This window comes from Allorhizobium sp. Av2 (assembly GCF_021462805.2).
GTDB classification, from domain to species: Bacteria; Pseudomonadota; Alphaproteobacteria; order Rhizobiales; family Rhizobiaceae; genus Allorhizobium; species Allorhizobium vitis_G.
Genome location: NZ_CP192700.1, coordinates 156,471 through 179,610, shown reverse-complemented (window position 1 = coordinate 179,610; position 23,140 = coordinate 156,471). Strand labels below are relative to the sequence as shown.

The following is a 23,140-nucleotide window of genomic DNA, read 5'->3' as shown; positions in this document are numbered from 1 at the left end:
TCGCCTATCCATTATGAATTTGACCTAATGCGGGTCGAATGTAAACCTGAACTCATAAATGACAACTCTTCCGGACCAACCGGGGTCAGACGTGCGGCTAATCGGTCGCGCGCAGGGAACGATATGGATTATTTTCAACTCATGGGCTTCGGCCCTGATGGCTGGGGCTATGATATGCTCAAAGCGACCGGGATGACGGTCGCCGTGGCATTCAGCGGCTTCGCAATCGGCCTTGTCTTCGGCTGCCTTGGTGCCGCCGCAAGCTTTTCAAGCTCGCGCGCACTTCAGGCAACGGCATCCGCTTACACGACAGCGCTTCGTGGCATTCCGGACTTGCTTATCATCTATCTGTTTTACTTCGGATCGAGCTCCGTCATTACCGGTGTTGCCTCACTTTTCGGAAGTAGCGGTTTCGTTGGGGCTCCGACGTTTCTGATCGGCGCGCTTGCGATCGGCGTTGTTTCCGGGGCTTATCAAACCCAGGTGCTGCGCGGCGCGGTTCTGGCGCTCAACAAGGGAGAGGTCGAGGCAGGTCGAGCGTACGGCATGGGTTCTTTCCTGTTGTTCCGCCGGATCGTTCTTCCCCAAGCGGCGCGCTATGCCCTGCCCGGCGTCGGCAACGTCTGGCAGCTGGTCCTCAAGGAATCCGCCCTTATCTCGGTGATCGGCCTTGTCGAACTGATGCGCCAGGCGCAGGTCGGTTCGGGGTCGACGCGCCAGCCGTTCAGCTTCTATCTCACTGCCGCGGCACTCTATCTGTCTATTACTTTTGTCTCCGGACAGGCTTTCCGCCTGGCTGAGGCGCGCTCAATGCGCGGATTGCGGAGGGGCGTGTGATGCCGTTCGATCCCGCATTCCTCTGGCAGACCTTCGTTGCTTTGCTGGCCGGTATTCCGCTCGCGCTCAAGCTCGCGGTTTTTTCGGTTGCGGCAGGTACGGTCCTTGCTTTCGGATTGGCTCTGATGCGTGTGTCGCGCCGCTGGTGGCTTGATCTGCCAGCGCGGTTCTACATTTTCGCGTTTCGTGGCACGCCGCTCCTCGTCCAGATCTACATAATCTACTATGGCCTCAGCCAGTTTCCGGAGCTTCGGCATAGTTTTATCTGGCCATTCCTGCGCGATGCCTACTGGTGCGCGATGGCGGCGCTTGCATTGAATACGGCTGCTTACAGTGCCGAAATCATGCGAGGCGGACTGCTCTCCGTGCCCGCAGGTCAAATTGAAGCCGCCAAAGCCTGCGGTATGGGCAGGGTAAAACTGTTCCGGCGGATCGTCGTCCCGCAGGCGATACGCCAGATGCTGCCAGGCTACAGCAATGAAGTGATCTTGATGGTCAAGTCGACGTCTCTCGCGTCGACCATCACCATCATGGAAATCACCGGAATTGCCGCGAAGCTGATCTCGGAAAGCTATCGCACCGTCGAGGTTTTTGCCTGTGCCGGCGCAATCTACCTCATCCTCAACTTCATCGTCGCGCGTCTCTTCACGTTGCTCGAATGGGCTTTGTGGCCCGAGCGACGCAAAGGGAGACGCACGTCCGATCCCGTCGATCGAAAAGGCGAACTCCATGCCTAACCTTGCTCGCCCAGCTGTTCAGCTGAAAGACATCAGGAAAAACTTCGGTAACCTGGAGGTCCTCCACGGTGTATCGCTGACGGCCAACGAGGGAGAAGTGATCTCGATCCTCGGCTCGTCGGGCTCTGGCAAGTCGACGCTTCTGCGATGCGTCAATATGCTCGAAGTCCCGAATGCCGGAAGCGTTGCGATCATGGGCGAAGAGATTGCCCTGGAGCATCGAGCCGGCCGGCCCGCTCGTCCAAAGGATATCAAGCAGGTCAACAGGCTCCGGGAGCGGGCCGCAATGGTCTTCCAGGGCTTCAATCTCTGGTCACACCTGACGATACTCCAGAATGTTATGGAAGCGCCCTTGCATGTTCAGGGCCGTGACCGGAAGTCGTGCCGCGATGAGGCTGAGGCATTGCTTGAGCGCGTTGGTATTGGCTCCAAGCGCGATGCCTACCCATCCGAGCTGTCCGGCGGCCAGCAGCAACGTGCAGCAATTGCCCGTGCCCTGGCGATGCGACCGGATGTCATGCTGTTTGATGAGCCCACGTCGGCTCTTGATCCGGAACTCGTCGGTGAAGTTCTAAAGGTTATGCGTGATCTGGCGGCCGAGGGCCGAACCATGCTGATCGTCACTCACGAAATGGATTTTGCCCGCGATGTTTCATCGCGCACAGTCTTCTTGCACCAAGGTGTCATCGCCGAAGAAGGCCTTTCGTCCGAAATGTTCGCCCACCCCCGCACGGATCGCTTCCGGCAATTCCTGCGGCGCGACGGCGGTACATCCCACTGACGATCAATTCGTCACGGCTCGCGTGTCCAGGAAACAAATGAACAGAGGTGAACTTATGAAACTCAAAACTATTCTGTGCGCAGCGCTTCTCCTTGTTGCCGGTCAGGCAGCAGCCCAGGAAAAGTCGATTACAATCGCGACCGAGGGCGGGTATGCGCCCTGGAACTTTTCGGGACCAGGCGGCAAGCTCGACGGCTTCGAGATCGATCTCGCCAACGCCCTGTGCGAGAAGATGAAGGCGAAATGCCAGATCGTCGCGCAGAACTGGGATGGCATTATCCCGTCGCTGACCGGTAAAAAGTACGATGCGATCATGGCCGCCATGAGCATCACCCCAAAACGGCAGGAAGTGATCGGCTTCTCGACTCCGTACGCAGCAGGCATCAACGGTTTTGCCGTCATGGGTGACAGCAAGCTGGCGGACATGCCAGGTACGGGCGAAACCTATTCGCTCGACAGCCAGGCAGATGCCGCCAAAAAGGCCATTGCCGATATATCGAGCTTCCTGAACGGCACGTCGGTCGGCGTGCAGGGATCGACCACAGCATCAACATTCCTGGACAAGTACTTCAAGGGTTCCGTGGATATCAAGGAATACAAGTCCGTCGAGGAGCACAACCTCGACCTGACCAGCGGTCGCCTGGATGCTGTTCTGGCAAACGCAACCGTACTCGCCGCTGCAATCGAAAAGCCGGAAATGAAGGGCGCGAAGCTCATCGGGCCGCTTTTCTCCGGTGGCGAGTTCGGCGTGGTCGCTGTTGGCCTTCGCAAGGAAGACACCGCACTCAAGGCCGATTTTGACGCAGCCATCAAGGCGGCAAGCGACGACGGCACCATCAAGACGCTCTCGTTCAAGTGGTTCAAAGTGGACGTCACCCCCCATTGATCGGTCGCTTCCAGGGGATACGGCGTTCGCGCCGTATCCCGGTGCTGCGAATAAACAAGAACGCCGAGATACGATGTACGAAGTTGATATGACCATTATCGGGGGCGGCCTGGTTGGCGCCTCCATTGCCTGGGGTCTAGCACGCTCAGGAACGAAACCACTCGTCCTCGATGGCGCGGATCTGGATCTGCGAGCATCGCGCGCCAATTTCGCGCTGGTCTGGGTGCAGGGTAAAGGGCTGCATGCGCCCCATTACGCTCTTTGGTCAGATGCGTCCGCCAAGAGATGGCCGACGATGGCAAAAGCCCTGTTCGACGACAGCGGCATCGACGTCGGTCTTCAACAGGACGGAGCATATACCTTCGCACTCTCTGAAGAGGAACTCGAGGTCAATCGCGAGGATATGGAAAGCATTGCGCTCGAAACAAACGGGCGAGCTCCGCAATTTGAAGTTTTGAATCGCCAGCAGACGCTTGACCGCGTGCCGGGTATCGGCGCGGAAGTTCTAGGCTCGATCTATTGTGCCGCGGACGGGCACGTGAATGCGCTTCGCCTCTTCCACGCGCTTCACGCAGCGATGGAAAAGAAAGGGGCGACTTATCGTCCAAATCATCATGTTCAAACCATAGAACCAACGACTGAAGGCTTCGTTCTCAAGGGTGGTGGGTTTTCCCTATTTTCACGCCGGGTCGTTCTCGCCGCCGGCTTGGAAAACGAGAGGCTTGCGCCAATGGTCGGGCTGTCTTGCCCGCTCAAGCGTAGCAAGGGCCAGATCCTCGTCACGGAAAAGAGCCAGACCGCCCTGCCGTGCCTCTCTGCCGGAATGCGGCAGGCCGACGAAGGTGGTATCATGATCGGCGATAGCGAAGAGACCGACAGCGCCAAAATCTCATCGTCATCCGAAATCAGCGCCGTGCTGGCCAGCCGGGCCTTAAGAATTTTCCCCGCCCTTTCTGATCTGAACGTCCTGCGCAGCTGGACGGGTTTCAGGGTCAAAACGGCGGATGGAATACCCATTTACGATCATTCCGAGCGCCACCCGGGTGCATTCCTCGTCGCCTGCCATTCTGGCGTAACCTTGGCTGCCAATCACGCACTGATCGTGGCACCGCAGATTGCCGCGGGTAAGCTTGAAGACGATCTGTCAGCCTTTTCCGCCCGGAGGTTCCATGCTCAACAGGCTGCATAGGATAGAACAACCCGTACAATTCACCTTCGACGGCGTGGTCATTCAGGCCGAGGAGGGGGATATGCTCGCCACCGCTTTGCTGGCCGCTGGGATCGACCATGTTCGGCAATCCGTCGTTAGCAAGAGCCCACGAGCGCCCTACTGCCTGATGGGCGTTTGCTTCGAGTGTCTGGTCACCGTGGATGGCGTGCAGAATCGTCAAGCTTGTCTGACCGAAGTCGAAGACGGGATGACCGTTTTGAGCCAGAGGGGCGCACCCACATTCCCGAAGCTCGCGGCAAGCCAAGAGGGGATAGTCCAATGAGCCTTCGCGAAGTTTCAACAGCATCGGACCTTCTGGATTTTTACGATCTTATCGTCATCGGCGCTGGACCTGCAGGTATGGCTGCCGCTGTTGAAGCATCTGCGGCTGGCGCTCGCGTTGCTGTACTCGACGAGAACCCCCGTCCGGGCGGACAGATCTACCGTGAGATCACAAGAAACAGTCCCGACAGAAAAACCTACCTCGGCACTGACTATTGGAAGGGAAAGCCGCTCGCAGAAGCGTTCGGTCTCAGCAACATCGATTATGCGCCGCGCGCCACGGTCTGGAGCCTGGAGAGCCGGGACCAGACGGCTGGTCAGACGTGTAATGTTGTCGGCATAACCATAGCCGGCTCGGCTCGGATGATTGAAGCTGAGGCCATTGTTCTTGCCACCGGCGCGCAGGAGCGTCCCATGCCGGTGCCCGGCTGGACCTTGCCAGGTGTGATGACCGCGGGCGCTGCTCAGATCGCGCTAAAGGCGGCCGGAGCGATGCCATCGGGACCTGTTGTCATGGCCGGCTGCGGACCACTTCTCTATCTGCTCGCAAGCCAGCTCGTCGATGCAGGCGTATCCGATCTCACCGTGCTCGATACTGCTCAATCTCCCTTCCGGGTCGGCGTGCTCCGACACATGCCCGAATTCATGCTTTCACCTTACGTGTTGAAAGGCATCGGCTTGCTGGCGAAGGTAAAACGTCATGCACGCGTGGTTTCCGGCGTCAGATCCATCGCGATTACCGGCATTGAGCGCGCTGACGGCGTGCGCTTCATCACGACGGGTAACGAACAAGTCCTCCCTGCCAGCTCGGTGCTCTTGCACCAGGGGGTGATTCCGTCGACGAGCCTGACCAATGCAGCAGACTGTGAGTTGAAATGGAATGACGAACAGCGTGCGTTCGAGCCTGTCGCAGATCATGAAGGTCGGACCACCAAGGCAGGCATTTATGTCGCCGGCGACGGAGCCGGGATCGCAGGTGCTCAAGCCGCGGAGGTCAGCGGACGCATAGTTGCACTTGCGGCACTTTCTGACTTGGGGCTTGGCAGTACGACGGCAGTGCCTACGCAGATCAAATCTCTGCACAAGAAAGCCCGCCGCTTCCTGCGCGGAAGGGCGTTTCTGGATGCTCTCTACACACCCCATTCGGGCTTCCTCGCACCGGCGGACCCCGAAACGATCGTCTGCCGCTGTGAAGAAATCACAGTGCGCAAGCTGCGGGAGGCCATTGCGCTTGGGCCGCCCGGTCCGAACCAGTTGAAAACATTTGTTCGCTGCGGAATGGGCCAATGCCAGGGCCGTCTTTGTGCCGCGACCGTTACGGAAATCATGGCGGAGGAAAGAAAGGTCAGCCCCGGCGACGTGGGAACCTATCGCCTCCGTTCGCCGGTCAAACCCGTTCGGCTTGCTGAACTTGCACATCTCCCGCACACGCCCCACGCGCTGAAGGCGGTAACCGGCAGGGATCCTGTCGATCACGACACCAACGAAGCAGGACATTTCTCATGACAGAGCGACTTATCCGGATGCCGACATTGCATCGCGTCGTCAAGCACAACGGCATCGCCTACATCGGCGGGATCGTCGCTGACGATGAAAGCCTCGACATGGAAGGGCAGACCCGTCAGGTCCTGACCAAGCTCGATGCATATCTCAAAGAGGCAGGCTCAGAACGCGCAAACCTGCTCTCCGCCACGATCTTTATCACTGACATGAACGTGAAGCCGCAAATGGATGCGGTGTGGAAGGAATGGTTTGCGCCGGAGGAGTTGCCCGCCCGCGCGACCATCGGCGTCGCTGATCTCGGCGACACGGCGCTTATCGAGCTCATCGCGACCGCTCACTACTGAACCTGGCGAAGCCTTGGAGGCGGCTGCAAGATCGCAGTCGTTGCTGGAGATTGTTATGGAATGCATACTGATCGGAGCACCGCTGCAAATTGGGGCAGGACATCTCGGTTGTGAGATGGGTCCGAGCGCGTTCAGGATCGCCGGTCTTGCCGGCGCGCTTGAAGAATTGGGGCACAGGGTTCGGGACGTCGGCAATCTGGGTCCGAAGTCTTTTCCGGCGATCGCCCATGCCAACGCTTCCGTCCATCACCTCGGTGAAACGGTGGCATGGATCAAGCTGCTTTCGGCGGCAGCTTACGAGCACAGCAATAACAGTGTGCCGATCTTTCTTGGCGGCGATCACACGATCTCCGCAGGAACGATCCCGGGAATTGCACGGCGCGCCTCGGAGAACGGTCGCCAACTCTTTGTTCTCTGGCTTGACGCCCACACCGATTTCCATACGCTGGAAACCACCGTCAGCGGAAACCTGCATGGCACGCCTGTGGCCTACTATACTGGCCGGCGTGGATTCGAGGGTTTCTATCCAGCGCTGAACCACGCCGTCCCGACCGAAAACCTATGCATGATCGGCATCAGGAGCGTTGATCCCGCAGAGCGGGACGCGCTGCGGTCCTCGTCGATAACCGTGCATGACATGCGTGCCATCGATGAACACGGGGTCGCCAGCGTGACTCGAACGTTCCTCGATCGCGTCCGCGCCGCGAACGGGATGTTGCATGTCAGCTTCGACGTCGACTTTCTCGATCCGGAAATTGCACCCGCCGTTGGAACGACTGTCCCCGGCGGCGCGACGTTCCGCGAAGCGCACCTGATCATGGAAATGCTTCACGACAGCGGTCTCGTCACCAGCCTGGATCTCGTCGAATTGAACCCCTTTCTCGATGAGCGCGGGAAGACCGCAAGGCTCATCGTAGATCTCGTTGCAAGTCTCATGGGCAAGCGGGTCATGGATAGACCAACCCGCGCTGCCTGAAATCTACCGTCGAATGACCGGAGGAATAATGACCGTCGATCGCAAGCTAAACGTGGTTCCGTTCGTAAGTGTGGATCACATGATGAAACTGGTGCTCAAGGTGGGTATCGATACCTTTCTCACTGAACTGGCGGCGGCGATCGAGGAAGACTTTCGCCGTTGGCCCATTTTTGACAAGACCCCCAGGGTGGGCTCCCACTCCAACGAGGGCGTCATCGAGCTGATGCCAACCAGCGATGGTGCGCTCTACGGCTTCAAGTACGTCAACGGCCATCCGAAAAATACGCGGGATGGCCGCCAGACGGTCACCGCTTTTGGTGTCCTTGCCGATGTCGGAAACGGCTATCCGCTGCTTTTTTCGGAGATGACGATACTGACCGCGCTTCGCACTGCTGCGACATCCGCTCTTGCCGCGAAGTATCTGGCGCGACCGAACTCACGAACGATGGCCATCATCGGTAACGGTGCCCAGAGTGAGTTCCAGGCTCGCGCCTTCAGAGCGCTCCTCGGAATCCAGGAACTGCGTCTCTACGACATTGATCCAGCGGCGACGCGGAAATGCACACGCAATCTTACCGGGCTTGGCTTCAACATCGTTGAATGCAAATCGGTCGCCGACGCCGTTGAGGGCGCAGACATCATCACCACTGTTACCGCCGACAAACAGTACGCAACAATCGTGTCTGACAATCATGTCGGACCAGGTGTTCATATCAACGCTGTAGGTGGCGATTGCCCCGGCAAGACGGAGATCAGCAAAGAGGTCCTACTGCGCTCGGACATCTTCATAGAGTATCCACCGCAGACCTGGATCGAAGGCGACATTCAGCAGCTTCCTGCGTCGCATCCGGTTACTGAGCTTTGGCAGGTTATGACCGGCGATGCGATCGGCCGAAGCAATGATAAGCAGATCACCTTGTTCGATAGCGTCGGCTTCGCAATCGAGGACTTCTCGGCCTTGCGCTATGTCCGCGGCAAGATTGCCGAATTCGCCTTGTTTACCGAGCTGGATTTGCTGGCAGATCCAGACGAGCCTCGCGACCTCTATGGCATGCTCCTGCGCTGTGAGAAAAAGCTCGAGCTGGCATAGGCCCAATTGAGTCCAGAAAATCAGCCCTGCTGTACAGGAGAATGAGAAACTCTTCTTGCACATGGACAGTGACCCGCCGTTTTTTCAAGCGAATGCTGCTGCTTGTCTAATAACAACGATGCAAATTAGAATAAACGTCTGAAAATTTTACGGATATACAATGAATATTGGACACATAAATCTAAATGAGGTGTCTTTTTCTAAAATACATCAAATCTATAGGCTAAATGCACTTTTCTTTATTGAAGGCACAAGGTCATATAGCGCCATTGCGAAACGACGCAGCTTACAATTATGAACTCATGAAAGGCGCCTGTATGTCATCAAAAGTCACTATTCTAGACGGGGGTATGGGTCGCGAATTGCTGCGCAGCGGCGCGCCGTTTCGACAGCCCGAATGGTCCGCGCTTGCGCTGATTGAAGCCCCGGAGTTCGTCGAAAAGGCGCATGACGCTTTCGTCGCAGCAGGCGCGGATGTCATTACCACGAACAGCTATGCCGTGGTGCCCTTCCACGTCGGGGACAAACGCTTCGCCGAAGATGGCCTTGCGCTTGTAAGCCTCTCTGGAAAGCTCGCTCGCGCAGCAGCCGCGAAGTCTGGCGGCCACGTTCGTGTAGCCGGATCGCTGCCCCCGGTCTTTGGCTCCTATCGTCCCGATCTGTTCGATCCGGGCAAGGCTCCAGAGATTCTCAGCGTCCTCGTCCAGGGGCTAGGCCCTTACGTGGATTTCTGGCTGGCGGAGACCCAGGGTTCACTCCGCGAGGTCGAAACAATCCGCGCGGTTCTGGGCAACGACACCCGTCCGCTCTGGCTCTCGTTCACCCTTGAGGATGGCAAGGGGGTCGAGGATGTAATTTCCGGGCGCAGTCTACCGACGCTTCGATCTGGCGAAGCCGTGGCCGATGCGGCGGTAAAGGCAGTGGAACTTGGCGCCGGCGCGCTGCTGTTCAACTGCAGCCAGGCGGAAATCATGGAGGCAGCAATCAGAGCTGCGCGCAGGGCACTCAATACTAGCGGCTACTCAACGCCGATCGGCGTCTATGCCAACGCCTTCGTGCCGAAACCGGAACCAGACGCGACATTGCCTGCCAATGCTGGCTTGAGCGGTCTCCGCGACGATCTCGATCCTCCCGGCTACCTGCTGTTTGCTCGTCGCTGGGTCGAGGCCGGCGCCACGATCGTCGGCGGCTGCTGCGGCATTGGCCCGGAACATATCGCAGAACTCCGTCAAACCTTCGATCCGCGGCCAGTCGCCGCCTGACCTTCACCCCCCTCTTCGAGAGCCGATCATGACACAGCACCCGCATCTTAGCGCCCCTCTGGAACTGGGCCGCCGCCGTTTTCTCAAGGCAAGCGCCGCCGTCGCTGCCAGCACATTGCTCCTTCCCGGCATGGCGCGCGCCGCCGGGCCGAAGAAAGGCGGCCACCTGATCCTCGGGATCGACAACGCCTCGACCTCCGACCGCCTCGACCCGGCCTACTATTTCGAAGCCTATACCTATAATGTGGGCCTCCAGCTTTTCAACACGTTGACCGACCTCAACGACGATTCCAGCTTGCGCGCTGGTCTCGCCGAAAGCTGGGAGCCTGCGAAGGGCGGTAGCGAATGGATCTTCCGGCTTCGCAAGGGCGTGCAGTTCCACAACGGCAAGGAACTGACGCCAGAGGACGTCATCTATTCGCTCAATCATCACCGCGGCGAGAAATCGGAATCGGCTGGCAAAGGCTATCTTTTGAGCGTAACCGACATCGTAAAGTCAGCACCGAATGAAGTCACCTTCAAGCTCAACGGCGCGAACGCCGACTTCCCCTATCTGTTGGGAGACGTACATTTCGGCATTACGCCGGATGGTGAGAATTTCGACAAGGGCATAGGTACTGGAGCCTTCATTCTGGAGGACTTCCAGCCCGGCGTACGCACACTGGCCAAGCGCAATCCGAACTATTGGGATCCGGAACGCGGACACGTCGATTCCGTTGAGACTGTCGCCTACAACGACAAATCCGCGCGTGTCGCCGCACTGCTCAGCAAGTCGGTGCATGTAGTGAACAATGTCGAGTCCCGCGTCGCACAGCGCCTGAAGGGACACCAGGGCATCACGCTCCAAACAGAAGCGGACTCCTCGATCGTCCTGTTTGTCGGTCGCGCCGACGCCGACCCCTTCAAGAATATCGACGTCAGGCTGGCTTTGAAATACGCCATCGACCGTGAACAGATCGTATCCTCCATCCTCAATGGAGCCGGGACGGCCTCAAACGACAATCCGATCTTCCCCTCCAATCGCTATTTTACGAACGACGTGCCGAAGCACGCCTACGACCCGGAACAGGCAGCGTTCCATTGGAAAAAAGCGGGTTTTGACGGAAAGATCGTCCTGTCGGCGGCCGATGGTGCGACTTTCTCCGGCGCTGTTGATGCAGCCCAGCTCTACCAGCAGTCGGCTGAAAAGGCCGGCATCCCTTTCGAGGTCAATCGCGTACCAGCCGACGGCTACTGGAATGATGTGTGGCTGAAGCATCCCTTCGTCGCTTCCGGCTGGGCCGCGCGGCCGACCGCGGACGCTATGCTGTCGCTGATCTATCTGTCTGACGCCCCATGGAATGAGTCCGGCTGGAAGAGCAGCGCTTTTGACGAGTTGGTTCTTGCGGCCCGCGGCGAACTTGATGAGGACAAGCGCAAGAAGCTCTACCACGATGCCCAGGTGCTGATCGTCGAGGAAAACAGCTCGGTCATCCCGGCCTATGCCGCACAGATCAGCGCCTCCGTCTCCAACCTCCAGGGGTTCAAGGCAATCCCAGGTCAGATCGGGCCGCGCACCACCGAAAAGGTCTGGTTCGACGAATAGGCAAGAGCTTCCGGGCAGGCTGACTTTCCTGCCGGCTCCCCTCATGGAGACAGATTGATGACCATTGCCGAGCCCAACGACGCCTTGGCGACCGAGCAGACAAACAGAAGGCGACGCGGGCTCGCCGCCTATATCTTGCGGCGCCTCGCCGCAGGGATCGGCCTGTTGCTTGTGCTGTCGAGCCTGGTGTTCGTCGGCAGCGAGCTTCTGCCTGGCGATGCGGCAACCGCACTTCTTGGACGCTCGGCCACGCCTGCAGCGGTCGCAGAACTACGCCAAAGGCTTGGCCTCGATCAGCCTCTTCCCATCCGCTATCTCTCCTGGCTGAACGCATTCGTTCACGGCGATCTCGGCACAAGCCTCCTCAACGGGAGGAGCGTCGCCGCAAGCATCGCCGCAAGACTGGGCAATACGCTATTCCTCGCCGGGACCGCAGCCTTCATGTCCGTGCCCCTCGCCGTGCTCCTCGGACTTCTGGCTGCTCGATATCGTGGCAGCATCATCGACAGGACGATCTCGCTCCTGACGCGCGCCTTCGTGGCGCTCCCGGAATTTTTCATCGGATACCTGCTTATCTATGTGCTTTCGATCTCGCTCGGATGGTTCGCGAGCAGCAGCACGGTGTTCGCGAACATGGGCCTTGGCAACCGTATCGCCGCGATTACGCTGCCCAGCCTAACGCTCGTCCTCGTTGTCACCGGCCATATCGCCGCAATGGTGCGCGCCTCGGTGCTGGATGTTCTCGAGAAGCCCTTCATCGAAATGGCGGTGCTGAAGGGGGTGCCGCACGGCACGGTGGTCTGGCGCCACGCGTTACCGAACGCTCTTTCGCCAATCATCAACGTCGTGCTGGTCAATCTTGCGTATCTCGTCGCCGGTGTCGTCGTGGTGGAGGTCATATTTGTCTATCCCGGCATGGGCCAGTTCATGGTCGACAGCGTCGTCAATCGCGACGTGCCCGTTGTCCAGGCGACCGCACTTTTGTTCGCCAGTGTCTATATCGGGCTCAATCTCTGCGCGGATGTCCTCTCCGTGCTCGCCAATCCCCGTCTGGGGTTTCAATCGTGAGCGCCGTCAAACTTCCACTTTCCGTCATCCTGTCACTCCTGACGATTGGGGTTTGCCTCCTCGTTACCCTCACCGCGCCCTTCATCGCGCCCCACGGCGTGAACGAGATCGTTGGACCCGGCTGGGAGCCACCGTCCGCGTCCCATCTGTTCGGCACTGACATGATCGGCCGAGACCTCTTGTCACGCTTCATCTGGGGCGCTCGCGTCACCGTACTGACTGCAGCTGCCGCCGTCCTCATCGCCTTTGTGGCGGGTACCGGCTTCGGCCTTCTGGCGGGGCTGCGCAAGGGCTGGCTTGACATGGTGCTGTCGCGATTCGTCGATCTCGTTATGGCGATGCCGACACTCATTCTGGCAATGGTGCTTCTCACCATCCTGCCGCGTTCGGTTTTCTTCATCGTGGCGATCATAGCGCTCGTGGAGGCGACCCGTTTCTTTCGCCTGGCACGGTTGATCGCGGCTGATACAGCGGCTCTCGACTATGTCGAGGCAGCGTATCTACGTGGCGAGAAAACGAGCTGGATCATTCTGCGCGAGATCCTTCCCAACGGCATGGCGCCACTTCTGGCCGAGCTTGGCCTGCGCTTCGTCTTCTCAGTTCTCTTCCTGTCCACCCTGTCCTTTTTGGGGCTGGGCGTCCAACCGCCGGTAACCGACTGGGGAAGCCTGATCAAAGAGAACAAGGACGGGCTGCTGTTCGGGGTCACGGCAGCCCTTGTACCGGGAGCGGCAATCGCAGTGCTCGCCATTGCCGTCAGCTCAGTGGTGGATTGGGTCTCGGCCGGGCGCGATGGTGGGCCGAAAAGATGAGCCCCACCCTTCTCGACATTCGTAATCTCACCATTCGCCCCACCGGCAGCCCAGGATCGTCGTTGATCGTGGACGATGTCTCGCTCCGCATCGAACGCGGCAGCGTTCTTGCCCTGATCGGCGAATCCGGCGCGGGAAAGTCCACCATCGGCCTTGCCGCTCTCGGATATGTGAGACCCGGAACCGAACGCATCGGTGGATCGGTACAATTCGACGGGATCGACCTGTTCCGCCTGCCTGAGTCGCAGTGCCGGGCGCTACGCGGCCAGCGGATCGCCTATGTTGCACAGTCGGCCGCGGCGTCGTTCAACCCAGCCTTTCGGCTAATCGACCAGATCATAGAATCGAGCCTGCGTAGCGGCCGTTTCAGCAAGGCGGCAGCGACCGACCGCGCCATTGCCCTGCTCGATGTGCTCGGCCTCGATGCAAAGGCAATTGCGGTCCGGTTTCCCCACGAAGTCTCGGGGGGGCAGTTGCAGCGTGCCATGACTGCAATGGCGCTTTGCGCGAAGCCCGACCTTGTCATATTCGACGAACCGACCACCGCCCTCGACGTCACGACGCAACGAGAGGTACTGAGCGCGATCCGCAAGGCAATCGCCTTGGAGTCGACGGCGGCTATCTATATCAGTCATGACCTGCCGCTCGTCGCACAGATCGCCGACAGCGTGCTCGTCCTTCGCCGAGGACGAAGTATCGAGGAAGGCCCGGTGACGACCCTCATCCGCAACCCGGCTGACCCTTACACCCAGGCTTTACTCTCAGCAGGTACTCTCAGTTTTGCCGCGCCCCCCGAGACCAGCGAGCCGGTTCTGGAAATGGGGAGCGTCACCGCCGGCTACGATAGAAACCGGCCCGTAGTAAATGACGTTTCGCTCAGTGTCTGCCGGGGAGAAACGCTTGCGCTCGTCGGGAAATCGGGATCAGGGAAGTCGACGCTCGGTCGGATCGTAAACGGGCTGCTCCTTCCAACCTCCGGCCAGATCTTGTTCGAAGGAAAACCCCTCGCCGCCTCTATCCATGACCGTCCGCTTGCTAGCCGCAGGTCCATCCAGACCATTCACCAGACGCCCGACACCGCGCTTAACCCGAGGCACCGCGTAGGAGAAATCATTGGTCGACCCTTTGCCCTCTACGAGGGTCTGCGCGGCCGGGAGCGCGATCGTCGCGTCGAGGAGATGCTCGACCAGGTGGAGCTTGGCCGCGATATGGCGGAGCGCTTCCCAGCTGAGCTATCTGGCGGACAGAAACAGCGCGTCGCTATCGCGCGAGCGCTTGCCGCCCGTCCTCTGATGCTTGTTTGCGACGAGCCGACGTCGTCGCTGGATGCACTGGTGGCCCGCGAGGTACTCGGACTTCTCATGCGCCTGCAGGCGGACGAAGGCATCGCATGCCTCTTCATCACCCATGACTTGAACATTGTCAGCGCCATTGCCGGTCGCACTGCCGTTCTGGACAACGGCCAAATCGTGCGGTCAGGGGCAACGGCCGAAGTGCTTCGCCAGCCATCTGATTCACATGCAGCGGCGCTCGTCGAGTCTATCCCTTGGTTCCCATGAGCCGGAGACAGCGAGGATATCGATATGGCTACGCAAATCCAGAACGACCGAGCGGCGATCAACGACGCGGAGAGCAAGCCCGGTGCTGCTGGGGACTATGTGTTTTCAATCACAAACGTGGTGATTGCAGTCCTCTTTTTCATCAGCTCCAGGGAATATTCACATTTTTGCATCCTGCAGGACGCAATCCTATGAGGCCCGTGCGGCAAATTTATCGTAAGCGCGGTCTCCGCCCCATTGGATTGGGTGTATTTTGAGGCTTGCTGCGTATGCGAGAAGGTTTCCAGTTTTATCTGGAGATTTGCATGGCAGATGATGGATTTGTTGGTCGCTACGAAGTTGTCGAGCCGCGCCGCGGTAACCGGCGTTGGCCGGATGATGTGAAGGCGCGGATCGTGGCGGAAAGCTTTGAGCCTGGTGTTCGTGTTGTGGATGTCGCGCGCCGTCACGGCGTTATAGCAAACCAGCTTTCCGATTGGCGACGTCAAGTGCGTGACGGCATTCTGGTGCTGCCGTTTGCGGCGGCAACGACGCCGTCGGAGCACGATGGTGTCGAGCCGTCATTTGTTCCTCTGGCAATCGCTGCGGAGCCGCCTGAGCCTGTCAATCGTTTGCCGCTGCCGAAGCTGGCCTCCGACGGGCCGAGTGTGCAGGTTTTGACGTTGGAGATTGGCTCAGACGTTGTGATGCGGGTTCCTAATAATGTGCCCGTTGAACGGGTCGCCGCTCTGGTTCACGCTGTGCGAGGAGCGTCATGATCGTCGCGGGCCAACGACTGCCGATCCTGATCGCAACCCGTCCGGTTGACTTCCGCTGTGGGCATCAGGCGCTGGCTTTGATGGTGCAGACCGAGTTGAAGCTGGACCCGCATTCCGGGGTGACGGTGATCTTCCGGTCGAAGCGCGGGGATCGTCTGAAGATCCTGGTGTGGGATGGCACAGGAATGGTGCTAACTTACAAAATTCTTGAACATGGAAGCTTTGCCTGGCCCAAGGTTCAGGATGGGACGATGCGTCTTTCCAGGGGTCAATATGAGGCTTTGTTCGAAGGTCTTGACTGGCGGCGGGTGATGGCGCAACGGGTGACCGCGCCGTCGGCGGCAGGATGATTGTTCGGCCGTCTTTCTATTGTTTTATTTGGATTTTTTGAGCTGCTTTGCTATAAAGCGGCATGTCGCAACCTATTGATCTCAGCCTGTTTCCGGACCTTCCGCCAGAGGTAGTCAAAGCCTTTGCGGCGATGCAGTTCGAACTGTCGGTCGAGCGTGCGGCACGCCAGCATGAGCAGGCGGTCGTTGCCGAAAAGGACGCGTTCATCACTGAGCTGAAGGAACTGATCGAGAAGCTTGAGGGGCAGGTTCACGACTACAGGCGCACGAAGTTCGGGCCAAAATCGGAAAAGCTCGATCCGGCGCAGATGGAACTGGCACTGGAAGACCTTGAAACGGCGATTGCCGAAACACAGGCGCGGATCGCCGCCGTCGAGAAGAAGATCGAAGCCAGCGCAGATGATCCCGAAAAGGCTGGCAATTCTGGAGAGGTTGGCGATCCGGACAAGGCCGTTTCTCGCAAGGAGCGCAAGGCCCGTGCACTGCCCGAACACCTGCCGCGGGTCGAGCGCGTGATCGAGCCCGATAGCATCGTTTGTCCCTGCGGTTGCGGCAACATGGTCCGGATCGGCGAGGACCGGACGGAACGGCTCGACCGGATCCCGGCGCGCTACGAGGTGATCGTCACGATCCGCCCGAAATACGCATGCCCCAAGGGTCGAACCGGCGTCGTCCAGGCCAGAGCGCCGGCGCATCTTCTGGAAGGGAGCTGGCCGACGGAGGCCCTTCTGGCGGAGATTGCCGTCTCCAAGCATTCCGAACACATGCCCCTCAACCGTCAGGCCGAGGTCATGGCGCGACACGGCGTGCCAATCGACCGCACGGTGCTGGCCGATTGGATGGGGCGCACGGGTAGCGAAATCGCACCGGTGGTCGACCACATGGCCAAACGGCTGCTGTGGGAAAGCACGCGCCTCTATGTCGACGAAACGACCGCCCCGGTGCTGGATCCTGGGCGAGGCAAGACAAAGACCGGCTATCTCTGGGCCGTGCTGCGTGACGACCGCGGCTGGAATGGTTCTGCTCCGTCAGGTGTGGTGTTCCATTATCGGCCCGGGCGTAAAGGAGAATATGCCGCTGAGATCCTTGACGGGTTCAACGGCACAATCCAAGTGGATGCCTACGGCGGTTACTCTCATCTCGCTACGTCCGATCGTATCGGCGGCGCTCCGCTGAAGTTGGCTTTCTGTTGGGCACACGGGCGCAGAAAGCTGATCAAGGCCACGCCAAAGAGCGGATCGCCCATCGTCGACGAGGCGTTGGTGCGGATCGCCGCGCTCTACAAGATCGAAGACAGTATCCGAGGCTCAGACCCCGAACATCGCCGGGCAGTTCGACAGGACCTGTCCCTCCCGCTGGTGGAGGAGTTCTTCACCTGGCTGGCAGCCCAGGCCGCGCGCGTCTCACGCAAATCTGACCTCGGAAAAGCCCTGGCCTATATGCTGACGCGACAGGACGGATTCCGGCTGTTCCTGGACGATGGCCATGTCGATATCGACTCCAACCTGGTGGAAAACGCGATCCGCCGCCCGGCCATGAACCGCCGCAATGCGCTCTTTGCGGGGCACGATGAAGGGGGCCGCAATTGGGCTCGGTTTGCCAGTCTTATCGGCACTTGCAAAATGAACGGCGTTGAACCTTACGCCTATCTTTGCGACCTCTTCACCCGCCTCGCAAACGGCCACCTCGTGAAAGACATCGATGCCCTGATGCCTTGGGCCTATGCCACCCGCATCAAGGCCTCACAATGAGCTCGTCAGATACTCATCGGTGAGCTCACATCCGGCCCCCAGGCAAAACTATCAAGCCGCTGCAACTGAAAAATCAATGGGGCGTGGACGCCGCATACAATTTATCGACAATCCATTCGAGCGTGGGGGATGCGGATGAAAGTTCAGTGGCACGTCACACTTGGAATCGCTTCTACAAAACTCACAGAAACAATCAAACAAACATACACAGCGATTTATTCACACAAACCCGAATTACAACGGTATATATCCTGTCAGCCAGCACCAAAACATCAAAAAATAGTCCGTAATGCCATGAAACTTAAGCCTTCGCAATTGAGGTCTACGAGCCTAATTCGCCCTCAGCCGAACCATATCACTCTCGGGTGCGACGCACCCATAGTACGTTGAGGTGGAAATTAATGATCCGTATTGAGACCTACACGCCTACACCTGACTGTATGCTCAAAGGTCCACCAAAAACGTAAGCGCTTACGTATATGGTCCACAAGAAAAGGCAATTTGCAGATATAAACATCCAACGTCGCTTTCATGGATCGTTTTTCCAAATTTCGACAACCCATCCACATCGATGATGGGCAGAGAAGTCATGGGATTGTCGTAAGTCAATACTTGTCCATTCATTAATCTATTTAAAGGTGCGGGCTAAGTGATGATCACCAAACGGTTCAATTTAGAATCTACCAAATGGCTAAAGTGGCAATTTTGGGTGCCGGGAACTTAGCTCTCACTCTTGCAGGTGATCTCGCCCGGAGGCTCGGCCAGACACCCTCGATCTGGGCGCCAATCTCTAACAGGAGCAGCTTCAATGATGTGAGGTGCCTTGGCTCCTTGGAGCTAGTAGGGCCGGACTACGGAGGCGACTTCCAGCCGCGATTGGAGGATGATCTTGGAACCGCGATTTCGGGCGCGGCGTTCATTTTTCTTACGGTTCCAACCCTAGGCCAGCAAGGGATTCTGCGCGAGTTGGCGAAGTTCAATCTGAGCAACTCAGTGCTCGTGGCCTTGCCCGGTAGCGCAACGTCTCTGGCTTGCAAGCAAACTCTAGTTCCAACTTTCGCGCCGATCGCAGTCATCGAATCAACAACGTCTCCTTATGCATGCCGCCGTGTCAAGGCACGTGTGCTAATGCTCGGTGTGAAGGCAACGTTCGAAGTTGCGACAACTCAGCCTTTGAGCGAGGAGGTTAAGGGGCGCTTCGAGGTTCTCTTTCCAAATCCGCCTCAGTGGTATCAACATCCCGCGTCGATATTTTTTTCAAATACCAACCCTGTTGCTCATCCTGCTGGAATTCTAGCTGCAAGAGATTCCATCGAGCAAGGGATATTGCCGGTCCCAAAATTCTACCGGCAGTTTGTCCCACAAGCCATCACGCGTGTTATCGCAATAGACGAGGAACGTCTTTCGATTGTTGATGCGCTTGGACTCGAGTCCGAGACGGATTTCTCATATTCCAAAAAATGGTATGGTGGGCATGCCTGCAACGCAAGAGAATTCTATGAGACCTACGAAGGCTATGCTGAAATCGAAACTCCCAAGACCATGAACCATCGCTACCTTACTGAGGATGTGAAGCACATTCTGGTGCTCTGGGTTGAGATAGCTGAAGCGATCGGTGTGCAAGTTCCAGAAATGAAATCTGTAGTGCAGGAGGCAAGCGACGTGCTGAACGAGAACCTTCTTCGCACTGGTAGGGGGCTATCGTCCCTCAACCTAGGAGGCGCAAACGCGAATGCCATCGTCAGGGCTCTCAACGGGGTTTGAATCAAAACTCCGAGCTGCTTTAATGTAATATGCGAGACGCCTATGAGCGCACGATCTATGCTTTCACTTCTGTTGTGTACGTTTGAATAAACCTGAGCATGTATTTAGTGTAGCTCAGATCCTTACCGCTTGTTTCGGTTCATGCTAATGTATAATTCACCCCGTACCTTTTACGCAAATTAAGTATAATGTTCATCAATCGTATTTTTATTAACAGATAATCTTTGGTCAATTTATTGATTAGATATTAATAATTATATATACAATATTAACATCAAATAAATATATGGGTTTTAATATGTTAATAACGAATATTTATGTATGGCGCTACAATAACAAACCATTACGTTTTATTCTTACAAAATCCAAGCTTATAAACCAGCAGAACAGGTCAAACCTAAGAGACTGATTACAAAAATCTTATTCAAATGTCAAAAAGTGCCCCAGGGGGCTAGTATCTACCACACACCGAACAGCGAACCAACCACGCTCACTGAAGGGAACTCCAGTTCCCCGCCGGCGCGCATGGGTGAGATACCCCTGAAGTTGAGCAACATTGGCCGTTCGCTCTATCGAAAGTTACGGGCAACATTCAACCCGGTCCAGCGCGATGGCGGGGTAACCGATTTGCTGCCCCGAGAATTATGCAGCAGTTTTTCGGTGCGGGCCCACAAATGTGGTGCAGGTCAAAGCTTGACAAGTGACGACAAATAGTTAGGCGGGCCTAGAGGGACTTTTGCGACAGCGTGTCGTGGCTCAGCTGAAAATTCAAACACACTAATTAATGCTGTCAAATCCGCTGTGTATTCACATGGCATCAAATGGTCACCAATGACGTCATGGGCTTCCTTTTCTCCAGTATAAAACAAATGGCTCAGGCCTATCTGCGGCAGATATTTTGAAGTAAATACAAAGCTATCACTCTCTTAAGATGACGGTAGCCAATTGGCAGGTTCGAGATTTCACACGCATCCTGAACGCCGGCGAGCTCCAGGGCCGCTTGGAACAGGCGCGAACCGATTTCGGCGCTTTACTGGCCGAAATTGTTTACTTCCACCCTCCGGGGGCTACGCCTGAGGAGGGTGATGATGAGTACATCCTCACTGGTCAAGGGCTGGTTTATGTTTACCTTAGTGAACAAACTGCTCGCCAATGCGCCTTAAATCGGCTCCTACCGTCCAACTCCTCCAACTTTGGAACAGTGGTAACTGCAATACCGCCATGGTTGATGGATACACAAACGCTGAATCTCACTCTTCAGGAGCGGTGCGATCAAGGTGGGATCGTCAACTACTATCATGGCTCGCGTACGAATGAGTTCTTTTTAGCGATCATGCTGAGCAACTGCTTTGTTCGGTTTGGAACCGACGAGATCAACGGTGCAAGCTACGGATTCTATGCCCGGCGCGGAAATTACACCGAGGAAGGAGAAGATGACGACAATGAGATTGGCGATGAAGGCGAAGCTGGTGGAGCCGAAATAAGAGATTACCAGTTCGGAGACCTTGTCAATTATCCAATCGTTGCCCTAGGGTCAAGCCGTCTTTCGGCATAGTTCGCGTCGGCAGCAGCTAGTAAAGTCGGATAATCTATGAGAGCGGCCCATGGATCTTTGTTATTTTCACGTTTCCAATATCATCTAGTAACGAAATAAAAAAATTCCTTCTCGTCTAAAATTAGAGAACTTTTTCGGCAAACGCCATCACCCAACATGGGTGTTGCTCACAGTGCTCGAAGCTAGATTAGGAGCAAGCTACACGGCATTCTATTTCAAACCGCACCAATCGATTCTACGCTGCATTGTTTTGATAAACAACTTAACGATATTAATCTTGAACAAGAAAGAGGTATATATCTACGCTTACCAGCTAAAATTGAATATATTATGAGAGTTTCAAGTGCCAAACCAATAATTTAGAAATTAATACTAAATTTAAAAGTTTTAACAGATATTTGCTGAAATAATAATGAATTTTACAAGAACATCTTGTATCGCACAACTAAAATTACATAGATTTCGAAACACGACACCTTAAAACTACACAGAACTATCTGACTCCACGTCATCAAGAGCAGCTACCACAGACAGTAAAGGGCAATTAGCGAAGCGTAAAATATAAAGACACGATGAATTATCTCAAACACGCCCCCCTACCACAACAGGATAAACTTAATAACGATTGAGAACATCTTATTCAAATGAAGACAAGTGTGACGCAAGGCTGGTGTAAACTAGTACGCTCCGAATGGTGGGCCTTCAAATCCTTCGAAAGCTGCCGCGCTCACCGGCGGGAATTCGTGTTCCTGCCGACGCGCATGGATGAGATACTCCTGAGCGATCCCATGAATCAACTTACCCTCCATATCTGCGTCAAGCTGCAATAGCATATCGGGCGTGATCCGATTCTGGCTAGCAAACAACATGGCATATCGATATCCATCGATCTCTTTCAGTATGGGCCTCAGCCGAGGCTCATTCCAAAGATAAACCAACTCTTGAATAAGAGATGGGCCTATAGCGGGGCACAACATCTGCTTAACTCTGGCCTTGGCCGCTTTCATGAAGGTCTCCTCGTCTGCTAACTTGTGGCGAATAATATGCCAACGAAAATCGGCGCTCCAATAACCGCTTTGCGCCATGCACTTGAGCAACGAGATAGATCCTCCCTCAAGAATAAGTCCGCCGTGGGCCTCATAATTATACACCTCCGCGATCAGCCTCTCATGAGCTTGCTCGGCTGCGATGATACCCTTCACCAGGGGCCGATCATCAAGGTACAGACGGGTCGTTCCTTTCAGTTCTTCCACTGTTGGTCGTCCGCTTCCGGTTGACAGCTGAGGACAGCATTGGACCCGATCGAGCGAAAGGACTGGAAGCCCAGTCTGCTGGGCAAGAGCTATCGCCGTCGACGTCTTTCCTGTGCAAGTTGGACCGAAAATTAGACGCAGATCCATAATTGTTTGCGATATTGTGAATACAAATTGATTTATTGGATTAGAGAAAGTTTATTACCAGAGCCTGTTATATTGTCTTCCTCCGGGTTACTTATTGTAGAGCAAGTGGCTTTAGCGTCTCCCCAAGGGGCAACTTGTTTTTCAACAAAGTGTGGGCCATGGCTGTCTCCTTGAAAACAATTTTCACCAACGAAGGCGCATTCAAGTCAAGATAAGCCTGACTAACTCAGCACTAAGAGGCAACTATTCATGCCACTTGGGGGGACGTTTTTCCGCGGTTTACTGCCACTTTTCTGCGCTGATTATCATCATTACTGGTGAGAAAGTAAAATCGTTTTTAATAGTTGATTAGGTGAGACGCCAAAATAAGGGTGACGATTTCATGTTTGACCTCAATATATCCCCGATAGTGGGCACATAATATAATTATGACTTAAGAACGGCCTCTATTATTTACTTACTTCAATCATTGTCGTAGTGGAAAAATTAAATTTATTATATGTTTTACCTACTGAGGTTATTTCAACAAATGATATAGATAGTTAATCTTTTAATTATATATTATTATATCACACCATATCTCAAAATAATAAGAGACAGATACAATAACAAGCATACATCATCATCGTT

The 23,140-nt window shown here is 56.1% G+C and carries 22 protein-coding genes; 21 read left to right on the top strand and 1 reads right to left on the bottom strand.

Features of this window, described 5'->3' with window-relative positions:
• The first annotated feature begins 123 nt into the window (after positions 1–123).
• The 21 genes from FS819_RS28170 (at position 124) to FS819_RS28070 (ending at position 21,110) form a co-directional block, all read left to right on the top strand.
• A complete protein-coding gene (locus FS819_RS28170) occupies positions 124–837 on the top strand; it encodes an ABC transporter permease (protein ID WP_156545328.1) in 714 nt (237 codons plus the stop codon).
• Complete coding sequence (gene occM, locus FS819_RS28165; RefSeq protein ID WP_060718062.1) at positions 837–1,574, top strand: octopine ABC transporter permease OccM; 738 nt, start codon at positions 837–839, stop codon at positions 1,572–1,574. Before FS819_RS28170 ends, occM begins: the two co-directional genes overlap by 1 nt.
• A complete protein-coding gene (gene occP, locus FS819_RS28160; RefSeq protein WP_060718063.1) occupies positions 1,567–2,355 on the top strand; it encodes an octopine ABC transporter ATP-binding protein OccP in 789 nt (262 codons plus the stop codon). The genes occM and occP overlap by 8 nt, the downstream gene beginning before the upstream one ends.
• Before the next feature lie 55 nt (positions 2,356–2,410).
• Positions 2,411–3,241, top strand: a complete 831-nt coding sequence (gene occT / locus FS819_RS28155) for an octopine ABC transporter substrate-binding protein OccT (RefSeq protein WP_060718064.1) — start codon at positions 2,411–2,413, stop codon at positions 3,239–3,241.
• 73 nt (positions 3,242–3,314) lie between these two features.
• On the top strand, positions 3,315–4,430 hold the full coding sequence (gene ooxB, locus FS819_RS28150; RefSeq protein WP_156551592.1) for an opine oxidase subunit OoxB: 1,116 nt from the start codon (positions 3,315–3,317) through the stop codon (positions 4,428–4,430).
• Positions 4,411–4,734 carry a (2Fe-2S)-binding protein gene (locus FS819_RS28145; RefSeq protein ID WP_060718066.1) on the top strand — a complete coding sequence of 108 codons (324 nt, stop codon included), beginning with the start codon at positions 4,411–4,413 and terminating at the stop codon, positions 4,732–4,734. The genes ooxB and FS819_RS28145 overlap by 20 nt, the downstream gene beginning before the upstream one ends.
• Positions 4,731–6,239 (top strand): opine oxidase subunit OoxA, encoded by a 1,509-nt coding sequence (gene ooxA / locus FS819_RS28140; protein WP_060718067.1) that lies wholly within the window; start codon positions 4,731–4,733, stop codon positions 6,237–6,239. Before FS819_RS28145 ends, ooxA begins: the two co-directional genes overlap by 4 nt.
• Positions 6,236–6,580: a RidA family protein gene (locus FS819_RS28135; RefSeq protein WP_060718068.1), complete on the top strand. Its 345-nt coding sequence runs from the start codon at positions 6,236–6,238 to the stop codon at positions 6,578–6,580. The genes ooxA and FS819_RS28135 overlap by 4 nt, the downstream gene beginning before the upstream one ends.
• A 55-nt stretch (positions 6,581–6,635) precedes the next feature.
• Positions 6,636–7,556 carry an arginase gene (rocF, locus tag FS819_RS28130; protein WP_060718069.1) on the top strand — a complete coding sequence of 307 codons (921 nt, stop codon included), beginning with the start codon at positions 6,636–6,638 and terminating at the stop codon, positions 7,554–7,556.
• A gap of 28 nt (positions 7,557–7,584) precedes the next feature.
• A complete protein-coding gene (gene ocd / locus FS819_RS28125) occupies positions 7,585–8,646 on the top strand; it encodes an ornithine cyclodeaminase (protein ID WP_060718070.1) in 1,062 nt (353 codons plus the stop codon).
• 317 nt (positions 8,647–8,963) lie between these two features.
• A complete protein-coding gene (locus FS819_RS28120; RefSeq protein WP_060718071.1) occupies positions 8,964–9,908 on the top strand; it encodes a homocysteine S-methyltransferase family protein in 945 nt (314 codons plus the stop codon).
• Positions 9,909–9,936: 28 nt separating this feature from the next.
• Positions 9,937–11,493: an ABC transporter substrate-binding protein gene (locus FS819_RS28115; RefSeq protein ID WP_060718072.1), complete on the top strand. Its 1,557-nt coding sequence runs from the start codon at positions 9,937–9,939 to the stop codon at positions 11,491–11,493.
• 57 nt (positions 11,494–11,550) lie between these two features.
• Positions 11,551–12,561: an ABC transporter permease gene (locus FS819_RS28110; RefSeq protein ID WP_081089038.1), complete on the top strand. Its 1,011-nt coding sequence runs from the start codon at positions 11,551–11,553 to the stop codon at positions 12,559–12,561.
• The gene (locus tag FS819_RS28105; protein WP_060718073.1) at positions 12,558–13,373 is read left to right on the top strand and encodes an ABC transporter permease; all 816 of its coding nucleotides are present in this window, start codon (positions 12,558–12,560) and stop codon (positions 13,371–13,373) included. The genes FS819_RS28110 and FS819_RS28105 overlap by 4 nt, the downstream gene beginning before the upstream one ends.
• On the top strand, positions 13,370–14,932 hold the full coding sequence (locus tag FS819_RS28100; protein ID WP_060718074.1) for an ABC transporter ATP-binding protein: 1,563 nt from the start codon (positions 13,370–13,372) through the stop codon (positions 14,930–14,932). Before FS819_RS28105 ends, FS819_RS28100 begins: the two co-directional genes overlap by 4 nt.
• Before the next feature lie 24 nt (positions 14,933–14,956).
• On the top strand, positions 14,957–15,127 hold the full coding sequence (locus tag FS819_RS28095) for a hypothetical protein (protein WP_156536350.1): 171 nt from the start codon (positions 14,957–14,959) through the stop codon (positions 15,125–15,127).
• 110 nt (positions 15,128–15,237) lie between these two features.
• Positions 15,238–15,690, top strand: coding sequence for an IS66-like element accessory protein TnpA (gene tnpA / locus FS819_RS28090; RefSeq protein WP_060718545.1), 453 nt, complete (start codon positions 15,238–15,240; stop codon positions 15,688–15,690).
• Positions 15,687–16,040, top strand: a complete 354-nt coding sequence (gene tnpB, locus FS819_RS28085) for an IS66 family insertion sequence element accessory protein TnpB (protein ID WP_010975401.1) — start codon at positions 15,687–15,689, stop codon at positions 16,038–16,040. The genes tnpA and tnpB overlap by 4 nt, the downstream gene beginning before the upstream one ends.
• A 62-nt stretch (positions 16,041–16,102) precedes the next feature.
• Positions 16,103–17,791, top strand: a complete 1,689-nt coding sequence (tnpC, locus tag FS819_RS28080) for an IS66 family transposase (protein ID WP_060718544.1) — start codon at positions 16,103–16,105, stop codon at positions 17,789–17,791.
• Positions 17,792–18,478: 687 nt separating this feature from the next.
• Complete coding sequence (ocs, locus tag FS819_RS28075; RefSeq protein WP_060718528.1) at positions 18,479–19,555, top strand: lysopine/octopine dehydrogenase; 1,077 nt, start codon at positions 18,479–18,481, stop codon at positions 19,553–19,555.
• A 931-nt stretch (positions 19,556–20,486) separates the two neighbouring features.
• Positions 20,487–21,110 (top strand): RolB family protein, encoded by a 624-nt coding sequence (locus FS819_RS28070; protein WP_032488313.1) that lies wholly within the window; start codon positions 20,487–20,489, stop codon positions 21,108–21,110.
• A gap of 677 nt (positions 21,111–21,787) precedes the next feature.
• Here the strand turns inward: FS819_RS28070 and ipt are convergent.
• A complete protein-coding gene (gene ipt / locus FS819_RS28065) occupies positions 21,788–22,510 on the bottom strand; it encodes an adenylate dimethylallyltransferase Ipt (protein WP_032488312.1) in 723 nt (240 codons plus the stop codon).
• Positions 22,511–23,140: the final 630 nt, after the last annotated feature.

Excerpts from the sequence above, each read along its gene's own strand:
- tnpC (WP_060718544.1), top strand. The coding sequence starts at position 16,103 with ATGTCGCAACCTATTGATCTCAGCCTGTTTCCGGACCTTCCGCCAGAG.
- ooxA (WP_060718067.1), top strand. The coding sequence starts at position 4,731 with ATGAGCCTTCGCGAAGTTTCAACAGCATCGGACCTTCTGGATTTTTAC.
- FS819_RS28070 (WP_032488313.1), top strand. The coding sequence starts at position 20,487 with ATGACGGTAGCCAATTGGCAGGTTCGAGATTTCACACGCATCCTGAAC.
- tnpB (WP_010975401.1), top strand. The coding sequence starts at position 15,687 with ATGATCGTCGCGGGCCAACGACTGCCGATCCTGATCGCAACCCGTCCG.
- rocF (WP_060718069.1), top strand. The coding sequence starts at position 6,636 with ATGGAATGCATACTGATCGGAGCACCGCTGCAAATTGGGGCAGGACAT.
- ooxB (WP_156551592.1), top strand. The coding sequence starts at position 3,315 with ATGTACGAAGTTGATATGACCATTATCGGGGGCGGCCTGGTTGGCGCC.
- FS819_RS28135 (WP_060718068.1), top strand. The coding sequence starts at position 6,236 with ATGACAGAGCGACTTATCCGGATGCCGACATTGCATCGCGTCGTCAAG.
- occP (WP_060718063.1), top strand. The coding sequence starts at position 1,567 with ATGCCTAACCTTGCTCGCCCAGCTGTTCAGCTGAAAGACATCAGGAAA.
- ocd (WP_060718070.1), top strand. The coding sequence starts at position 7,585 with ATGACCGTCGATCGCAAGCTAAACGTGGTTCCGTTCGTAAGTGTGGAT.
- occM (WP_060718062.1), top strand. The coding sequence starts at position 837 with ATGCCGTTCGATCCCGCATTCCTCTGGCAGACCTTCGTTGCTTTGCTG.
- FS819_RS28095 (WP_156536350.1), top strand. The coding sequence starts at position 14,957 with ATGGCTACGCAAATCCAGAACGACCGAGCGGCGATCAACGACGCGGAG.
- ocs (WP_060718528.1), top strand. The coding sequence starts at position 18,479 with ATGGCTAAAGTGGCAATTTTGGGTGCCGGGAACTTAGCTCTCACTCTT.
- FS819_RS28120 (WP_060718071.1), top strand. The coding sequence starts at position 8,964 with ATGTCATCAAAAGTCACTATTCTAGACGGGGGTATGGGTCGCGAATTG.
- FS819_RS28170 (WP_156545328.1), top strand. The coding sequence starts at position 124 with ATGGATTATTTTCAACTCATGGGCTTCGGCCCTGATGGCTGGGGCTAT.
- FS819_RS28100 (WP_060718074.1), top strand. The coding sequence starts at position 13,370 with ATGAGCCCCACCCTTCTCGACATTCGTAATCTCACCATTCGCCCCACC.
- occT (WP_060718064.1), top strand. The coding sequence starts at position 2,411 with ATGAAACTCAAAACTATTCTGTGCGCAGCGCTTCTCCTTGTTGCCGGT.
- FS819_RS28145 (WP_060718066.1), top strand. The coding sequence starts at position 4,411 with ATGCTCAACAGGCTGCATAGGATAGAACAACCCGTACAATTCACCTTC.
- ipt (WP_032488312.1), bottom strand. The coding sequence starts at position 22,510 with ATGGATCTGCGTCTAATTTTCGGTCCAACTTGCACAGGAAAGACGTCG.
- tnpA (WP_060718545.1), top strand. The coding sequence starts at position 15,238 with ATGGCAGATGATGGATTTGTTGGTCGCTACGAAGTTGTCGAGCCGCGC.
- FS819_RS28110 (WP_081089038.1), top strand. The coding sequence starts at position 11,551 with ATGACCATTGCCGAGCCCAACGACGCCTTGGCGACCGAGCAGACAAAC.
- FS819_RS28115 (WP_060718072.1), top strand. The coding sequence starts at position 9,937 with ATGACACAGCACCCGCATCTTAGCGCCCCTCTGGAACTGGGCCGCCGC.